This window comes from Paraburkholderia phymatum (genome assembly GCF_040965635.1).
In the GTDB taxonomy this organism is placed as follows: domain Bacteria; phylum Pseudomonadota; class Gammaproteobacteria; order Burkholderiales; family Burkholderiaceae; genus Paraburkholderia; species Paraburkholderia phymatum_B.
Map to the genome: position 1 here is coordinate 671,768 of NZ_JBFRCH010000001.1, position 16,300 is coordinate 688,067.

The following is a 16,300-nucleotide window of genomic DNA, read 5'->3' on the forward strand; positions in this document are numbered from 1 at the left end:
TTGGTCCGTCTAGCCGATGAGAACTGATGGGAACGCACGAGGAGTGGCATGCATGGACCAGACAGCACAAGACAAGCCGGCGCAGTTCGAAGCGGTGCGCGCAAAGCTCTTCGCGCTTGCGTACCGGATGCTGGGCAGCCGCGCGGAAGCAGAAGACATCGTGCAGGACGCCTGGCTCAAGTGGCACGCCGCCGACGCCAGCGAACTGCGCTCATCCGCTGCGTGGCTCACGACGGTGACGACGCGTCTCGCGATCGACCGCTTGCGTCATCTGCAGACGGAACGCGCGACGCACTCGGGCGGCTGGCTGCCGGACCCGTGGCTCGATGGGCTTGCGCCGTCGGCGGAAGATCTCGCGTTGCAGGCGGTGCAGATGTCGTACGGCGTGATGCTGCTGCTCGAGCGCCTGAAGCCCGAGGAGCGCGCCGCGTTCGTGCTGCATGAGGCATTCGATTGCGACTACGCGGAGATCGCGAAGATTCTCGCGAAGACGCCCGCCCATTGCCGGCAGATCGTGCATCGCGCGAAAACGCGCTTGCGGCGCGAAGGTGTGCCGGCGAAGCACGCCGATCCCGCCGCGCATGCGCGCATCGTCGAGCGCTTGCGGGCGGCGATGGAAGCGCAGGACCGCGTGGCGCTCGTGCGGCTCTTCTGTGAGGTGCCGAGCGTGGTCAGCGATGCATCCGAGCTGGTCGATGCCGTCGCGTCGGCGGAACAAGCGGCGGCCACGCTGGCGATGCGCGGCAACGGCGATCAGATGGAAACGGTGTCGATGAACGGCGCGCACGCGGTGGCGCTGATGCGCGACGGCGAGATCGATACGCTGCTCGACATTTCGATCGGCGAGGACGAGCGCATCGTTGCGTTGCGCATCGTGACGGGCGCGCTGCGGCTCGCGCCCGCTGCGCGCGTGTTCGGACGCGCGGCGATCTTGCGGCTCTTGCAACCGATCAGCAGCCAGGCCGCGTCAGTTACGATGCGCAGCCACTTCCCAGTTGATATCCACGCATAACACCTGCAAGCCGCGCGCGGTCTCCGCCGCGATCGACGCCGTCACGCACAGGTGCGCCTCGTTGATCGACAGATAAGGCGGCGTCAGATGCACCTGACCCGGCGCGCGCACGGCCTGGATGAAATACGGACGACGTTCCCAGCTTGCGCCTTCCGAATGCATGAGCGGCCGGAACCGCTTCGCGCGCTGCGACGCGCGGCCCGGCGGCGAGACGTTGTCGCCGATCTGGCGGCCCGAGCCGTCGAGCAGGAAACAGCGCGCCGTCTCGCGCAACGTGAGGAGCGGCGCGGTCGCATTGGCCATCGTTTCGCCTTCGACGAGCTGCGTGCTCGCCGCTTCCAATGCCGTGACGAACGGCGCGAGCCGCTCGGCCTGCGCACGCTCTCGCTCGCCCACGCGCTGACGCAACGCCGCCGATAGCTCATCCATGAGCTTCACTGTCGCCTGGCGCGCCAAGGGCTCGACGCTCGGCGCCGCGAAGAACGTGCCCTGCACGAAATCGACATTGCATTCGAGCGCGATCAGTGCATCGCGCTCGGTGGAGAGGCCGCCCATCAGCACCAGTTGTCCCGACTCATGCAGCATCGACACGATGCCGGGCAGCACGCGCTCGATATGCGAATGCTCGGTGGCCTGCGCGAGGATGCAGCGGTCGAGCGTGACGATATCGGGCCGCAGGTTCCACACGCGGTCGATGTTCGAATGCTTCGCGCCGAAGCCGTCGAGCGCGATCAGAAAACCGGATTTGCGCAGCGCGTCGATGATTTCGGCGAAGCGGGTCGTTTCGCCGCCCGAATGCTCGGAGACTTCGAGCACCACGCGCTGTGGCGGCAGGCCGAGCGCCTTCAGGCCCGCGAGCAGCGCGTCGCCGTAGCTCGTGTCCATCAGCGCGGCGGGATGCAGGCTCAGGAAGAGCCATTCGTCGTGGCTGTCGAACGCGTTGAAGTTGCCCAGATGCAGCGACTCCGCGAGACGCCCGAGTTCGAGCAGATCGCCACGGCGTGCTGCCTGCGTAAAGACTTCCGCCGACGGCACCTGCCTGCCGTTTTCATCGTGTGCGCGCAGCGACGCGTGATAGCCGATCGCGCGTCGATGCGAAACCGAAAAAACAGGCTGAAACACGCTGAAAACCGTGTAGCCGCCATACCGGACGGTGCGGCGCGAGCCTTCGTCGCCCGCGACGGGGCGCATCTGGAAGCCGGGAGGATCGAGTTCGATCATGCTCATCGTGTCGGTCATCGGTAGAAATGCGAGGCAAGCCGCGCGTATTGCGCGGACAGGTCGAGTTTACAGGATAGGCCAGCAAGAAACATGCGCAGAACGAAATGCCGCGGCCATTTGCGGCTGAATCGCGTTGATCGCGCTCGTGCGTCGCGCGTTCCTTCGGGGCGTGCGTGGGTTCGTGCTTCGGGTCTTGCTTCGGGTGTTGCTTCGGCTCTTGCTTCGGCTCTTGCTTCGAATTGTGCGCCGGGAACGCGTCCACTGCATGCGCGCGGCGCGCAAAGCGCACATCGATGGTGCGGCGCGCGCCCCGTAAAGGTTCCGATGGTTGCGACGAATCATGCGCGCCCCGTTTGGGACCGTGCCGCAATCACGTGCGTTCCTGCGGATCGGCGCGCTTCGCGGGCTGCCGGATGTCGGCCGACAACTGCGCGAAGATCCATGACGTCGCGGCCGTGATCAGGCCGACGCACAGGAACGTCGCGTGAAAGGCGGGCAGCGAGTTCGCAGCCGTCACGCGCGGGATGATGCCCGTGAATGTCGTCAGCAGCGCGCCCGCGACGGTGACGCCGAGACTCATCGCGAGCATCTGCACGAGCGAGAAGAGACTGTTGCCGCTGCTCGCGCCGCCCGTGCCGAGGTCTTTCAGCGTCAGCGTGTTCATCGCGGTGAACTGCATCGAGTTGACGCCGCCGAAGAACGCGAGCTGCGCGAGGCGCAGCCACAGCGGCTGATGCACGCTCGTCAGCGAGAAGCTCGCCATCGCGAGACCGACGAGCACCGTGTTCGACACGAGCACGCGCCGGTAGCCGTACTTCATGATGAGGTTCGTGACGAGGCGCTTCGACGACATGCCGGCAGCAGCGACGGGCAGCATCATCAGGCCGGCTTCGAATGCGCTGTAGCCGAGGCTCACCTGCAACAGCAGCGGAATCAGATACGGCATCGCGCCGCTGCCGATGCGCGCGAACAGATTGCCGAGCAGGCCGACGCTGAAGGTGTGGATCTTGAAGAGATCAAGCGAGAAGATAGGGTTCGCTGCGCGCACCGCATGCAATCCGTAGGCGACGAAGCAGCCGAGCGAAAGAATCAGCAGCATCAGCACCGTTGCATGCTGAATGGAAAACTCGGTGCGTCCGTCGAGCGCCATCGAGATCGACACCATCCCGACGATCAGCAGCACATAGCCTTTGATATCGAACGGCGCGGTGTCGGGATTGCGGCTGTCGGGCATGAAGACGAATGTCGCGATCACGCCCGCGATGCCGACAGGCACGTTGATCAGAAAGATCCAGTGCCACGACGCGATCTTGACGAGCCAGCCGCCGAGCGTCGGTCCGATCAGCGGGCCGATCAGGCCCGGAATCGCGACGAACGACAGCGCGGGCAGATAGCGTTCGGCGGGAAATACGCGCAACACCGCGAGGCGCCCGACGGGCAGCAGCATCGCGCCGCCCACGCCCTGCAGCACGCGATAGATCACCAGTTGCGTGAGCGTATGCGCGTTCGCGCACAGCAGCGAGCCGACCGTGAAGATCAGGATCGCGCTCATGAACACGCGCCGCGTGCAGCTTGTCCGCGAGCCAGCCTGAGACGGGAATCATCACGGCCATCGTCAGCGAATACGCGATCACGACTGATTGCATGCGCAACGGCAGTTCGCCGAGGCTCGTGGCCATCGCGGGCAACGCGGTGTTGACGATCGTCGAATCGAGCGTCTGCATGAAGAAGCCCGTCGCGACGATCCACAACATTACCGACAGCGAGCGGGCTGTGGGCGCGGTTCGAGCAGCGCGATGGGCGGCGGCTGGTCTCGATTCGGTCGATTCGGACATGAACGCTAGGCAGGACGGCTGGGTGGGGGGAGCCCACATTCTAAGGAAAAAGCGCCGTGCCCGTATGACGTGGCCGCACGAGCAAAAAGCACGCAGGCCGTGAGCAAAAGGCACGCAGGCACAGGGAGCAAGCTGCGCGCCTCGCCATTCCTCATGGCTTCAGTTGCGCCGCTGCCTCGAAGAATGACCGCGCGCGCGGATCGTTCGCGAACGCGGCGTTGATGCGTATCCACGGACTCGTTTCCGCGTTCGGGCGGAAGTAGCTGCCGGGCGCAACGGTCACGCCGAGCGGCGCGCCGCATTCGACCAGCTGCTGCGCATCGTCGACATGCGGCACGCGCGCCCACACGAACTTGCCGCCGAGCGGATTTTCGAATACCTGCCAGCCGCTCATCTCCAGTGTCTGCACTGTCGCGCCGAGCGCATCGCGCATGCGCCGGCGCAATCTTTCGAGATGCTTGCGATACATCCCGCGTTCGAGCAGCGCGACGGTCACGGCTTCGGCGAAACGCGATCCACCGATGCTCGTCAGCATCTTGATGTCGGCGAGATCCTTGATCGTTGCGTGGTCCGCGATCACATAGCCGATGCGTAGCGATGACGACAGCGTCTTCGACAGGCCGCCGATGTAGATCACGTGTTCGAGCTGATCGAGCGTCGCGAGGCGATCGGTCGGCTCCGCCTGGAAGTCCGCGTAGATGTCGTCTTCGAGAATCTTGAAGCCGTGCTCGCGCGCCAGTTGCAGCAGACGGAACGCGACGGGCGGCGCGACCGTCGTGCCCGTCGGGTTGTGAAACACCGAGTTGATGAAGAAGAGCTTCGGCCGATGCTGCTGCAACTGCGCCTGCAACACATCGAGATCGGGCCCTGTACGCGTGCGGGGAATGCCGACGAGACTCACGCCATGCAGCTTCAGCAGGCCGTTGAAATTGTAGTAGCCGGGGTCTTCGACGAAGATCGTATCGCCGGGCTTCAGCATGTAGCGCATCAGCAGATCCATCGCCTGGCTCGCGCCGATCGTGATGAGGATCTGCGACGCGTCCGCTTCGATGCCGAGCTGCGCGACGCGCCCTTGCAGATGCTCGCGCAGCGCGGCGTTGCCGAGCGGCGTGGCGTAGTCGATCATGCTCGCGCCGTCAGTGCGTGACACGTAGCGGATTGCCTGCGCGAGGCTGTCCATGTCGCGCCACGCTTCGGGGATGAAGCCGCTGCCGAGCTTCAGCGATTCGCCGGGATGATTGAACTGCTGAAGGATGTGCACCGATTCTTCCTCGGCGCGGCGCGGATCGGATGCGCCCTGACACGCCATCGACGCGCGATGCCGCTCCGCCACATAAAAGCCCGAGCCGGGACGCGAATCCAGATAGCCGAGCGACACGAGCCGGTCGTACGCCTCGATCACGGGAAAGCGGCTGATGTCGTTATCGGAAGCGAACTGGCGGATCGACGGCAGCCGCGCGCCCGGATGCGCGGTGCGCGAGCGTATCCATTCCTGCACGCCGCTCACGATCTGCTCGGTGAGCGGCACGCCGTTGTCGCGGTTCAGTTCGATGTCGAGCTTCATGGCGTGTCTTCCTTCGCGCTTCGTCCTTCGTTGTGACGGTGCGTCTGTCACGGTCGAAGCGCCGGCAACTGTCAGGTTTTCTGACTGTACAGTTCTTTGGAAACTGTTCAGTACTGTGCATGTGTCAGCCATCATCGCACGCCAATAATGGATGCAAGCGAAAAAGCTTTTCAAGGAGCACTGCGATGCGTGAAATCCGTACTTTCGAACTCGAGCACGGCGAGCCGGCGAGCGCCTGGCGGGTCGCGCAGCCGCTCGCAGTGAACGTGCTGGCGGGCGAACTGTGGCTGACGGTCGAAGGCGATGCCGAGGACTATTGGCTCGCGCCGGGCGAGTCGTTCGAACTGAAGCGCGGCGCCGTCGCGTGGTTGAGCGCGGGAAGCGAAGGCGCGCGGCTGTCGCTGACGGTTGCTGGCGGCGGGCGCGAGATGGGCGACACGCTGCGCGTTCAACGGCAGCGCGCGATGCGCTGGACGTGGATGCCGCGCTGGCTGCTTGCGGCCTGATGTGCGGTTTCAGGTTTGCAATTCGCGCTATAGAGCGCCGTCAGTCCGCTTCATACGCGCCGATATACCTCGCGCGCGGACGGATCAGGCGGCCGTCGCTGGTCTGCTCGATCGCGTGCGCGATCCAGCCTGTCACGCGGCCCACTGCGAACAGCGTGAAGGCCGCTCCGGCAGGCAGGCCGAGCACGCGCTCGATGGCCGCGAGCGCGTAGTCGACGGTCGGCTCCGCGCCCGTCGTCTCGCGCGCGGCGCGCGCAAGCCTTTGCACTTCGGCCAGCGACGAGCGCGCCGGCGCGCATTGCCCGAGCAGATCGAGCAGCAGACGCGCACGCGGATCGCCCTCCGGATACAGCGGATGACCGAAGCCCGACAGCGCCGGACCCGGCGCGCCGTGCTCCGAATGCGCTAACCGCGTGGCGAGATAGCGGTCGAGATCGGCGGCGCGCTCGGCTTCGTCGAACAACGCGGCGATGCGTGACGTTTCTCCGCCGTGCCGAGGTCCCGACAGCGCCGCGAGTCCGCCCGCGACGGCGCCGAACAGATGCGTGCCCGTCGACGTGATGCAGCGCACCGTGAACGTCGACGCATTCAGTTCGTGATCCGCGCAGGCAACGAGCGCCGCGCGCAGCAGGTTGGTCTGCGCGCGATTGCGCACGCCCCACGCGCTCGCGAGCTGCTTGTGCAGCGGTTCGTTCGATGGCGCGGCGGAGATCATCGCACCCGCCAGCAGACGGATCAGCGAGCAGGCATTGTCGAGTTGCGCATCGCGGCCGAGCGCCCAGACGCGCGGCATCTGCGCGGCGGCTGCGGGCAGCAGCACCAGCGCGCGGTCGAGCGGCGCGCTGTCGCTCCACAGCTTCAGCCACGCCGACCATTGCGCGGCGGCGAGCGGCGCGGCAGGCGCATCGGCGATGCGCCGCGCGCTGCATTCCCACAGCAGCGCCGCGACTTCCTCCAGCGTGGCCGTGCGCGCCAGTTCGATCGCGTCGCGGCCCCGGTACAGCAGCTTGCCGTCCGCGATCAGCGTGATCGACGATTCGAGCACGGGCACGCCCCAGTCCAACACCTTCTGCGCGACCTTGCCCGCGCGCTTGCCGTCTTCCTTGCGGCGCGCGAGACGCCGGACTTCGTCCGCGTCGTAGAGACGCCGCTTGCTGTCCGCATCGGGCGTCGAGCGCAACATGCCCCGGCTGACGTACGCATAGAGCGTCGTGACGCTGATGCCGAGCATCGCGGCGGCCTCATCGGCGGACAGGTGGCGCGGAGCGGACGTCGCCTGGGTCCTCACTTGGGTCCTTACTTGCGTCATAACGGAGCGCGAAAGCCAAAGAAAACGATATATGTTGATTATATGAATCAAGATTGATCATGGCGAGCGGCAAATCTAGACTGAGTGACGCCTTCTTTCCGGATGCCCGCTCATCATGACGCCCCAGCTCGCTCTCGATCACCTGTGGTCCGTTGCCGGTTGCGATCCGGCCTTGCTCAATTACGCTGCCATCGACGGCAATGACCCGGCGCTGCCTTCCGTGTTCCGCGTCGGGACGCTCGCGAGCGCATCGATTGCCGCGATGGGGCTGGCCGCCGCCGAATGCTTCAGGCTGCGCACGGGCCGCATGCAGCGCGTCGAGGTGAGCGTGCGGCGCGCGCTCGTCGCGTTTCGCAGCGAGCGTTATCTACGCGTCAACGATGGCCTGCCGCCCGAGTTGCGCCATCCCGTCACGCGTTTTTACTCGACGCGCGATGGCCGCTGGGTCCAGTTGCACACGAATTTTCCGCACCATCTGCAAGGCGTGCTGAAGGTGCTCGGCTGCGACGGCGATCCGGGCGCCGTCGCCGAAGCGATACGCGGCTGGGACGGTGCGAAGCTCGACCAGACGCTCGCCGACGCCGGCCTGTGCGCCGCGCTGATCCGCTCGCCGCGCGAATGGGCGGCGCTCGACCAGGCGAAGGCGATTGCGAATCTGCCGCTCTTCGAAATCGAACGGATCGGCGACGCGCCGCCAGAAGCGCCCGGCCGTGACGCGGCGCAGCGGCCGCTGAGCGGAACGCGCGTGCTCGATCTGTCGCGGATCATCGCGGGACCCGTGGCGGGGCGTGCGCTCGCGCAGCATGGCGCGGACGTCTTGCTGATCAACGGGCCTCATCTGCCGAACATCGCGCCGCTCGTCATCGATAACGGCCGAGGCAAGCGCTCGGCGACGCTCGATCTGCGCGAGTCCGCCGCGCGCGAGCAGTTGCACGCGCTCGCCGCCGATGCCGATGTGTTCCTTCAGGCGTACCGGCCCGGCTCGCTCGCCGCGCGCGGCTTCGCGCCCGAAGCGCTCGCGCGGATTAGGCCGGGCATCGTCTGCGTGTCGATTTCCGCGTATGGGCACGCGGGTCCGTGGGCGACGCGGCGCGGCTTCGACAGCCTCGTGCAGTCGGCGAGCGGCATCGCGTACACGGAGAGCCGCGCGGCGGGCGTCGAAGGGCCGAAGCATCTGCCGTGTCAGGCGCTCGATCACGCGACGGGCTATCTCGCCGCGTTCTGCGCGATGGTCGCGCTCGCGCGCCGCGCGCATGAGGGCGGCAGTTGGCACGTGCGGCTGTCGCTTGCGCAGACGGGACGCTGGCTGCAATCGATGGGACAGCTCGAGGACGGCTGGCGCGCGCCCGACTTGACCTACGACGACGTGCAGGACTGTCTGCATGAAGTCGACTCGCCGTTCGGCCGCGTGCGCGCGGCGGCGCCCGCCGAGCAGATGTCGGAGACGCCAGCGTTCCATGCGCGGCCGCCCGTGCCGATCGGCACCGATCCGGCGCGCTGGGAGGACTGAGCCTCGGCGATCGGCCGAAGCCGACGCGCGCTACTTGCGCAATTCGGCGACGAAATCGTAGTAGTCGTTGCGGCAGTAGGTGTCGGTGAGTTCGATCGCGCGCTGGTCCGCCGTGTAGCCGACGCGCGTGATCAGCAGCAGCGCTTCGTTCGGCGCGATGCTCATCTGCTGCGCGATCTCGTCGCTCGCGTTGACCGCGCGAAAGTGCTGCAACGCGCGCACGATCGTCAGGCCGCGCTGTTCGAGATACGTGTACAGCGAATCGCCGATGGCCTGCGGATCGGGAATGATCGAAGCGGGGAACGTCGAGTTTTCGACGGCCATCACGATGCCGTCCGCGAGACGCAAGCGGCGCAAGCGCGTCACGGCGGCAGCGGGCGACAGCCCGAGCTGGATCACTTCATCGCGATTGGCGGGCACGATCTCGCGCGAGAGCCACTGCGAGCTTGGCGTGAAGCCGCGCCGTCGCAGCATTTCGCTGAAGCTCGACAGGCGCGACAGCGGGTCTTCGTAGCGCGGCGTGATGAAGCTGCCCGCGCCTTGCGAACGGCGGATCAGCCCCTGTTCGACGAGCAGCGCGATTGCCTTGCGCGCGGTGATCCGCGATACGCCGAGCGCTTCCGACAACACGCGCTCCGACGGCAGCGCTTCGCCTGCGTTCCAGCGGTTCTCGTGGATCGCGTTGCCGAGCTTGCGGGCCAGCTGAAGATACAGCGGAGTGTCGTTTTCCGGGTCCGGGCGCAGGTCGCGCCAGCGGTCTTCCGAGGCTGGATTCATGTGACGGACGCAAGAAGGGCAAGCGGCAATTCTATGACATTGGCGCGCTGCGTTATAGCGGGGTTTTGCCGGGACCCCGATGCGTTTCGCGATCAGACGCTACACTCGTTGCATAGCCGATGCGTGACATGCAGTGATGCGCGCATCGACATCACATCATCTGCGAGGAGTCGAACATGACGAACGACATCGCCAGCGTGACGCTGCCCGACGGCGAGCGCATTCCGAAGCTGGGGCAGGGCACGTGGGAGATGGGCGAGCATCCGTCGCGCCGCAAGGCCGAAATCGAGGCGCTGCGTGGCGGCATCGAACTGGGCATGACGTTGATCGATACGGCTGAAATGTACGGCGAAGGCGCGACGGAATCGCTATTGGGCGAGGCGTTGCACGGCTTGCGCGACGATGTGTTTCTCGTCAGCAAGGTCTATCCGCACAACGCGAGCAAACGCGGCGTGCAGCATGCGTGCGAACAGTCGTTGATGCGCCTGAAGACGGATCGCATCGATCTGTATCTGCTGCACTGGCGCGGATCGGTGCCGCTCGAGGAGACGGTCGCCGGCTTCGAAGCGCTGCGCCGCGACGGCAAGATACGTCATTGGGGAGTGAGCAACTTCGACGTCGACGATATGGAAGAGCTCGTCGCCGTTCCTCATGGCGACGCGTGCGCGACCAATCAGATTCTCTACAACGTCGCGCGGCGCGGGCCGGAGTTCGACCTGTTCCCCTGGCTCGCGGCGCGCAAGATGCCAGCGATGGCGTATAGCCCCGTCGATCACGCGCGGCTGCCGAAGCGCTCGCCACTCGACGATATCGCCGATGCGCACGGCGCATCCGTGATTCAGGTGGCGCTCGCGTGGGTGCTGCGGCAGCCTGACGTGTTCGCGATTCCGAAATCCGGGCGCATCGAGCATGTGCGCGACAACGCCCGCGCGCTCGAACTTCGCCTTTCCGCCCATGACCTCGCCGCTATCGACGCGCACTTTCGTCCGCCGAGAGGCAAGCGGCCGCTTGAAATGCTTTGAGCGTGAGATGCGTTGGGCTTGCGTGCGGTGGGTCGGGTGATTCGCAAGCCGTCGTGCGTGTGATGTTTTGATTGGCCCATGGCTTTGCGGTGACGTACGTGGGATCGGAACGTCACTACCGACGCGGGCCGCGGAGCGTCGGCAAGTTGCGTGATGGCCGTCGTGGGGGAACAGCGCGGGGCGCCGTCCGTTGGGTCCTAGTGTCCGTTGCCACCGCCTTGACCGCCGCCTGAGCCAGAGCCGCCACCATAGCCGCCGCCTTTACCGAAACCACCCGCGCCAAATCCTCCCCCAAAGCCGCCGCCGAAACCTCCGAAGCCGCCACTGCCGAAACCGCCTCCGCCGAAGCCGCCGCTCGGGCCGCTAGGGCCGCTAGGGCCACTTGGGCCGCCATGCCCGCCGCCACAACCGCAGCCGCCATTGCCTCCTCCACTACCTCCACCATTGCCGCCGCCACTTCCACCGCCACCGCCACCGCCACCACCACCAGTTCCACCGCCGCCACTTCCACCGCCGCCACTTCCACCACCACCACTTCCACCACCATTCCCACTTCCACCACCCGAGCCACCGAAACCACCACCGCCCGAATTGCCACTCGGACCTGCCGCAGCGCCGCCACCAGAGCTGCCACCAAAACCGCCGCCACCACTCCCACCACCCGCACCACTACCGCCCGACGAAGCCCCAGCCGAACCCGAAGCGCCGGCCGCGCCCGCGCCGCCGCTGCCACGCCCGCCATTGGGCGAGCAGTTGCCGGCGTTGCCAATGCAAGTCTTGAGTAGAAAGACGGATGCCGCGTCGTCGGCTGCCGTTGTCGTGACGGACTGCGCGCCTGTCGAGTCCGCATCGTTCTGCGCAAGCTGCGTCGCAGCCGACGCTCCGCTGGCCGTGAGCGGCGCATCGGCTGTGACGATCCACCTCGGAATCACTTCGTCAGTGGATGCGGCCTGAGCGAACTGGGCCGCCATCAAAGTCCCCGCGCCTACCGCGAAGGCTGCCGTACTTTTTATCGTCGTGTAGTAGTACGCAGCAAATTTGCTCGTGTTCATCGCACACCTCCCGAGGAAACGACGACCCCCGCAAGCCGTCATCCCTTTATGCTGCTTTTTGCTTTTGTCCCGTTTGCTCTGTCGAGCCGCGCGTGGGCCGGAAGTTCGCGGCGTACATCAGGCGCGAGACCGGCTGTCCTTTCTGTGCGCCGTTGCGTTGTTCGTGTACCGGCTGCGAAGCAGCATGTCCGAGGATTCGTCGACCTCGCCGCAACCCCATGCGCGACAGTCCTTTAGCGATAAACATGCCATTGCGCGCGCACGCCCGCCGCGTATGGCGCCGATGTGACAGATCCATTGCACGCGCATCGGAACGGATGAAAAACGTTTCGGACATGAAACGCAGGCCGCGAATCGCGAGGCTTTTCGTATCAGCGATGTCGATGAGCGGTTTCGGCGATGTTCGATGAGCGCGGCCGAACAGGTGTTTCAGTCGCGGCGTTGAAGGACGCGTAACTCGTCGACGGGAATGTGGCAACGGATGCGATGCCCGTCGCCGGCATCGGTGAAGGGCGGGTCCTGCTGTTCGCAGATCGCGCCGAGCTTGCGCGGACAGCGCGTATGAAAGACGCAGCCCGAAGGCGGCGAAGCGGGGCTCGGCAATTCGCCCGACAGGCGGATGCGCTGCGTGCGAGTGTTATCACGTGTTTCGTCTGGCTCGTTGCCGTGCGCGTCGAGCGTGGGCACGGAAGACAGCAGCGCTTCCGTATAGGGATGGTGCGGACCGCCGAACACAGCATCGGCGGGCCCGATCTCTAGCAGCCGGCCGACGTACAGCACCGCGATGCGATCGGACAGATAGCGTACGACATGCAGATCGTGCGAGATGAACACATAGCTCACGCCGCGATCGCGCTGCAGATCGGCGAGCAGATTGAGGATCGCGGCCTGCACGGACACGTCGAGCGCGGACGTCGGCTCGTCGCACACGACGATGCGCGGATCGCCCGCAAACGCGCGCGCAATCGCGACGCGCTGCTTCAATCCGCCCGACAGTTGCCGCGTGCGCGACGTCAGATAGCGGTCGGGCAGCCGCACGGCTTGCGTCAGCGACGCAAGCCTTTCGTCGCGCGCCGGGCCATGCAGCGAGGACAGCCGCGACAGCGCGCGGCCGATCAATCGCTTGACGGAATGCGCGCGATTGAGCGCGGAGTCCGGATTCTGGAAGACGATCTGCAGCGACTTCACCTGATCGTCGTTGCGATTCGTGACGCGCGGCGGCAGGCGCGCACCGTCGAGTTCGATGACGCTGCCCGCGTCGGGCGAAACAAGGCCGAGCAGCAGCTTCGCGAGCGTCGTCTTGCCGCTGCCCGATTCGCCAACGAGGCCGAGCGTCTCTCCCTTCGCGAGTTCGAGCGACACGTCGTCGACGGCGCGTAGCGTCGCGCCCGGGACGTGAAAAGTCTTCGACACGTTCTCCGCGCGCAGAACGGCCGAATGATCGCGTGCGCCGCGTGCATTATCAGCGGCATCATTGGACGCATGTAAGGCCGTCACGCGCGGCAACTCGATCGCGCGTTCGTGATAGTGGCAGCGAGACATCTGGTCGCCGTTCTGCGACCGCACGCGATAAGGCGGCGGTGCTTCGCGACGGCAGCGGTCATCGGCGAGACGGCAACGCTCCGCATAGATGCAGCCCTGCGTGACGGAGCCCAGTTGCGGCAGGCTGCCCGCGATCGTATCGAGCCGGTCGGTGTCCTTGCTGCGGCCCGAAGTGGGCAGACAGCGCAACAGGCCCACGGTGTACGGATGACGCGGCCGCGCGAACACATCTTGCGTCGCGCCTTCTTCGACGAGCTTGCCCGCGTACAGCACGCCGACGCGCTCGCACATCCGGCCGATCACCGCGAGGTTGTGGCTGATGAAGAGCACGGCCGTGCCGAACTCTTCGCGCAGTTGCGCGACGAGGTCGAGCACTTCCGCTTCGACGGTGGCGTCGAGTCCCGTCGTCGGTTCGTCGAGAATCAGCAGCGCGGGTTGTGACGCGAGCGCCATTGCGATCACGACGCGCTGCTGCATGCCGCCCGACAACTGATGCGGATAGCTGTCCATCACGCGCTCGGGCTCGGCGATGCGCACCTTGCGCAGCATCTCCGCGGTTCGCGTGAGCGCTTGATCGTAGCTCGCACCGGACGCTTCGAACGCTTCCGACACCTGGCGCGCAATCGTCAGCGAAGGGTTCAGCGCGCGCGACGGGTCCTGGTAGACCATCGAGATCGCGTTTGCGCGCATCTCGCGCAGCGCGGCGGCGTCGAGTGAATGCACTTCCTTGCCCGCGATCGAAATGCGGCCCGCCTTCACGCGGCCATTGCGCGGCAGATAGCGCAGCGTCGCCATCGCGACCGTCGACTTGCCGCAGCCCGATTCGCCGACGAGCCCATACGATTCACCGCGCCTGATCCGAAACGACACGTCCTGCAGCACTTCGCGCTCGCGTCCGCGCGTGCGGTACGTGACGGTGAGGCCGACGATCGTGAGCGCGTCCGACTGGTCGCTCTTCGACACGTCGAAAGCGGGAAACGAGGCGGGAGGAGAGGGGGGCGGTCCGTTCATCCGTCGACGGCTCCTTGCACGGCATCCGCGATCAGGTTCACGCCGACCACCAGCGAAGCGATGGCCACCGCGTCGAACACGACTGTCCACCATGCGCCGCCCGCCATCAGCGTGTACGACTCGGAGAGCGCGAGGCCCCAGTCGGCGGAAGGCGGCTGGATGCCGAAGCCGAGAAACGACAGCGTCGCGACCGCGAAGATCGCGTAGCCGAGGCGCACCGTCGCCTCGACGATGATGGGCGGCAGCACGTTCGGCAGGATTTCCGCGAACATGATGTAGAGCGCGTTCTCTCCCCGAAGCTGCGCGGCCGCCACGTAGTCGAGATGCCGTTCGGCGAACACGGCGGCGCGTACCGTGCGTGACGTGATCGGCGCGAACGTGATGCCGATCACGAGGATCACCGTCGCGTTCGACGCGCCGACGGCCGCCAGCGCGAGCAGCGCGACGATCACGAGCGGCAGCGCGAGCACGGCATCGATTGCGCGTCCGATCACGTTGTCGACCCAGCCGTCGAAGTAGCCGACCACCAGACCGAGCGCGGTGCCCGCCAGCGTGCCGAGCAGCGTCGCGAGCGGGGCGATCGTCAGGATGTCGCGCGCGCCGACGATCACGCGCGAGAGCACGTCGCGGCCCAACTGATCGGTGCCGAACCAGTGTCCCTGCGCGGGTGGCGCGAGCGAATTCAGCGGATCGGATGCGTACGGATCGAGCGGCGCGATCCACGGGCCCGCAATCGCGCACACGATCCACCACAGCACGATGACCGCTCCGACAATGAACGTCGGCGAGTGGAGCAACACGCGCAGCGCGTCGTAGCGGCTCTCGCGCGGGCGCGGCGCGGACGTTTGCAGCGGCGTTTGCGGTGGCGTTTCAGGTGGCGTAACAGGCGAGGCGGGCGTCGTGCTCATTCGGCGCTCCTCACACGCAAGCGCGGATTGAGCAGCACGTACAGTGCATCGGCGATGAGATTCGCGGCCGTATACACGACGCCGATCGTCAGCACGCCCGCTTCGAGCATCGGAAAGTCCTTGGCCTTCGCCGCGTTGTAGATCAGCGAGCCGATGCCCTGGTAGTGGAACAGCGTCTCCACGACGACGAGCCCGCCGATCATGTAGCCGAGCTGCGTCGCGGCCACCGTGATGGTCGGCAGCAGCGCGTTGCGCAGCACATGTCGCCAGATCACGATATGCGGCGGCAGCCCCTTGAGGATCGCGGTGCGTGTGTAGTCGGCGTCGAGCGCCTCGACGGTGCCCGCGCGCGCCATCCGCGCGATATAGCCGAAGAACACGAAGACGAGCGGCAGCACGGGCAGGATCAGGTGCTTCAGTTGCGTGAGGAAGTCCGCATTGGCCGGATACGACGCCTCGATGGGCAGCCATTGCAGCCACACGCCGAATACGAGTATCAGCACGATCGACGACACGAACTCCGGCACGACTGTCGCCGACAAGCCGGCGATGCTGATCGTGCGGTCGAGCCAGCGTCCCGCGTGCATCGCGGCCCACACGCCGCCCGCGATGCCGATCGGCACGACCACGATGAACGCGAGAAACCCGAGCTTCGCGGAGTTCGCCAGCGCGTTGGCGATGAACGGCGCAACGGGCTCGCGAAACGCGTACGACATGCCCATGTCGCCGTGCACGAAGTGCGTGATCCACTGCACGTACTGCGTGAGAAGCGGCCGGTCCGCGCCCAGCTGATGATTGAGCGCCGCGACGGCGCGCGCGTCGGCGAGCGGCCCGAGCAGCGCGCGGCCGATGTCGCCGGGGAGCAGCTGCCCGCCCGCGAACACGATGATCGACAGGAGCCACAACGTGATCAGCGACAAGCCGACACGCGTCGCGACAAAACGCGCGACGCGCGCCGTACTGCCGCCCGTGCTGCGAGCGATGGATGAGGAGGCCGTGGTCGACATCGATATCTCTTGCTCGCTGCTATG

General features: G+C 66.2%; 13 protein-coding genes and 1 pseudogene. 5 read left to right on the forward strand and 9 right to left on the reverse strand.

Going from position 1 to position 16,300, the window contains the following annotated elements; translation table 11 throughout:
• The first annotated feature begins 52 nt into the window (after window positions 1-52).
• Window positions 53-1,012 (forward strand): sigma-70 family RNA polymerase sigma factor, encoded by a 960-nt coding sequence (locus AB4Y32_RS03070; protein ID WP_368719916.1) that lies wholly within the window; start codon window positions 53-55, stop codon window positions 1,010-1,012.
• Here AB4Y32_RS03070 and AB4Y32_RS03075 read toward each other — a convergent pair.
• The 3 genes and pseudogenes from AB4Y32_RS03075 to AB4Y32_RS03085 all read right to left on the reverse strand — a co-directional run bounded on the left by AB4Y32_RS03075 (window position 968) and on the right by AB4Y32_RS03085 (window position 5,632).
• Window positions 968-2,239 (reverse strand): EAL domain-containing protein, encoded by a 1,272-nt coding sequence (locus tag AB4Y32_RS03075; protein WP_368719917.1) that lies wholly within the window; start codon window positions 2,237-2,239, stop codon window positions 968-970. The two genes, AB4Y32_RS03070 and AB4Y32_RS03075, sit on opposite strands and share 45 nt — an antisense overlap.
• 364 nt (window positions 2,240-2,603) lie before the next feature.
• Window positions 2,604-3,987, reverse strand: a pseudogene (gene mdtD / locus AB4Y32_RS03080) (multidrug transporter subunit MdtD).
• Window positions 3,988-4,219: 232 nt separating this feature from the next.
• A complete protein-coding gene (locus tag AB4Y32_RS03085) occupies window positions 4,220-5,632 on the reverse strand; it encodes a PLP-dependent aminotransferase family protein (protein WP_368719918.1) in 1,413 nt (470 codons plus the stop codon).
• 185 nt (window positions 5,633-5,817) lie between these two features.
• Between AB4Y32_RS03085 and AB4Y32_RS03090 the strand changes: the two genes are divergently transcribed.
• Window positions 5,818-6,138 carry a DUF2917 domain-containing protein gene (locus AB4Y32_RS03090; protein ID WP_368719919.1) on the forward strand — a complete coding sequence of 107 codons (321 nt, stop codon included), beginning with the start codon at window positions 5,818-5,820 and terminating at the stop codon, window positions 6,136-6,138.
• 40 nt (window positions 6,139-6,178) lie between these two features.
• Here the strand turns inward: AB4Y32_RS03090 and AB4Y32_RS03095 are convergent, their stop codons facing one another.
• Window positions 6,179-7,369, reverse strand: a complete 1,191-nt coding sequence (locus tag AB4Y32_RS03095; protein WP_368719996.1) for a citrate/2-methylcitrate synthase — start codon at window positions 7,367-7,369, stop codon at window positions 6,179-6,181.
• A 193-nt stretch (window positions 7,370-7,562) separates the two neighbouring features.
• Between AB4Y32_RS03095 and AB4Y32_RS03100 the strand changes: the two genes are divergently transcribed.
• Window positions 7,563-8,957: a CoA transferase gene (locus AB4Y32_RS03100; RefSeq protein WP_368719920.1), complete on the forward strand. Its 1,395-nt coding sequence runs from the start codon at window positions 7,563-7,565 to the stop codon at window positions 8,955-8,957.
• 30 nt (window positions 8,958-8,987) lie between these two features.
• On the opposite strand, the gene AB4Y32_RS03105 is transcribed toward AB4Y32_RS03100, so the two are convergent.
• The gene (locus AB4Y32_RS03105; RefSeq protein WP_087739424.1) at window positions 8,988-9,734 is read right to left on the reverse strand and encodes a GntR family transcriptional regulator; all 747 of its coding nucleotides are present in this window, start codon (window positions 9,732-9,734) and stop codon (window positions 8,988-8,990) included.
• A 176-nt stretch (window positions 9,735-9,910) separates the two neighbouring features.
• On the opposite strand from AB4Y32_RS03105, the gene AB4Y32_RS03110 reads away from it, so the two are divergent.
• Complete coding sequence (locus AB4Y32_RS03110; RefSeq protein ID WP_368719921.1) at window positions 9,911-10,756, forward strand: aldo/keto reductase; 846 nt, start codon at window positions 9,911-9,913, stop codon at window positions 10,754-10,756.
• 115 nt (window positions 10,757-10,871) lie between these two features.
• Here the strand turns inward: AB4Y32_RS03110 and AB4Y32_RS03115 are convergent, their stop codons facing one another.
• A complete protein-coding gene (locus tag AB4Y32_RS03115) occupies window positions 10,872-11,498 on the reverse strand; it encodes a hypothetical protein (RefSeq protein WP_368719922.1) in 627 nt (208 codons plus the stop codon).
• 26 nt (window positions 11,499-11,524) lie between these two features.
• Here AB4Y32_RS03115 and AB4Y32_RS03120 point away from each other — a divergent pair, with 26 nt between their 5' ends.
• Complete coding sequence (locus AB4Y32_RS03120) at window positions 11,525-11,710, forward strand: hypothetical protein (protein WP_368719923.1); 186 nt, start codon at window positions 11,525-11,527, stop codon at window positions 11,708-11,710.
• A gap of 527 nt (window positions 11,711-12,237) precedes the next feature.
• On the opposite strand, the gene AB4Y32_RS03125 is transcribed toward AB4Y32_RS03120, so the two are convergent.
• Genes AB4Y32_RS03125 through AB4Y32_RS03135 form a run of 3 tightly spaced genes read right to left on the reverse strand, consistent with a single transcriptional unit; the run spans window position 12,238 to window position 16,276 of the window.
• Window positions 12,238-14,361: a dipeptide ABC transporter ATP-binding protein gene (locus AB4Y32_RS03125; RefSeq protein WP_368719924.1), complete on the reverse strand. Its 2,124-nt coding sequence runs from the start codon at window positions 14,359-14,361 to the stop codon at window positions 12,238-12,240.
• Entirely contained in the window at window positions 14,358-15,269 is a 912-nt protein-coding gene (locus AB4Y32_RS03130; RefSeq protein ID WP_368719925.1) for an ABC transporter permease, read from the reverse strand. Before AB4Y32_RS03130 ends, AB4Y32_RS03125 begins: the two co-directional genes overlap by 4 nt.
• Window positions 15,266-16,276, reverse strand: coding sequence for an ABC transporter permease (locus AB4Y32_RS03135; protein ID WP_368719926.1), 1,011 nt, complete (start codon window positions 16,274-16,276; stop codon window positions 15,266-15,268). The genes AB4Y32_RS03130 and AB4Y32_RS03135 overlap by 4 nt, the downstream gene beginning before the upstream one ends.
• Between the last annotated feature and the right edge of the window lie 24 nt (window positions 16,277-16,300).

Coding starts and splice junctions, on each gene's coding strand:
- AB4Y32_RS03070 (WP_368719916.1), top strand. CDS start 53: ATGGACCAGACAGCACAAGACAAGCCGGCGCAGTTCGAAGCGGTGCGC.
- AB4Y32_RS03075 (WP_368719917.1), bottom strand. CDS start 2,239: ATGAGCATGATCGAACTCGATCCTCCCGGCTTCCAGATGCGCCCCGTC.
- AB4Y32_RS03085 (WP_368719918.1), bottom strand. CDS start 5,632: ATGAAGCTCGACATCGAACTGAACCGCGACAACGGCGTGCCGCTCACC.
- AB4Y32_RS03090 (WP_368719919.1), top strand. CDS start 5,818: ATGCGTGAAATCCGTACTTTCGAACTCGAGCACGGCGAGCCGGCGAGC.
- AB4Y32_RS03095 (WP_368719996.1), bottom strand. CDS start 7,369: ATGCTCGGCATCAGCGTCACGACGCTCTATGCGTACGTCAGCCGGGGC.
- AB4Y32_RS03100 (WP_368719920.1), top strand. CDS start 7,563: ATGACGCCCCAGCTCGCTCTCGATCACCTGTGGTCCGTTGCCGGTTGC.
- AB4Y32_RS03105 (WP_087739424.1), bottom strand. CDS start 9,734: ATGAATCCAGCCTCGGAAGACCGCTGGCGCGACCTGCGCCCGGACCCG.
- AB4Y32_RS03110 (WP_368719921.1), top strand. CDS start 9,911: ATGACGAACGACATCGCCAGCGTGACGCTGCCCGACGGCGAGCGCATT.
- AB4Y32_RS03115 (WP_368719922.1), bottom strand. CDS start 11,498: ATGGCGGGCGTGGCAGCGGCGGCGCGGGCGCGGCCGGCGCTTCGGGTT.
- AB4Y32_RS03120 (WP_368719923.1), top strand. CDS start 11,525: ATGCAAGTCTTGAGTAGAAAGACGGATGCCGCGTCGTCGGCTGCCGTT.
- AB4Y32_RS03125 (WP_368719924.1), bottom strand. CDS start 14,361: ATGAACGGACCGCCCCCCTCTCCTCCCGCCTCGTTTCCCGCTTTCGAC.
- AB4Y32_RS03130 (WP_368719925.1), bottom strand. CDS start 15,269: ATGAGCACGACGCCCGCCTCGCCTGTTACGCCACCTGAAACGCCACCG.
- AB4Y32_RS03135 (WP_368719926.1), bottom strand. CDS start 16,276: ATGTCGACCACGGCCTCCTCATCCATCGCTCGCAGCACGGGCGGCAGT.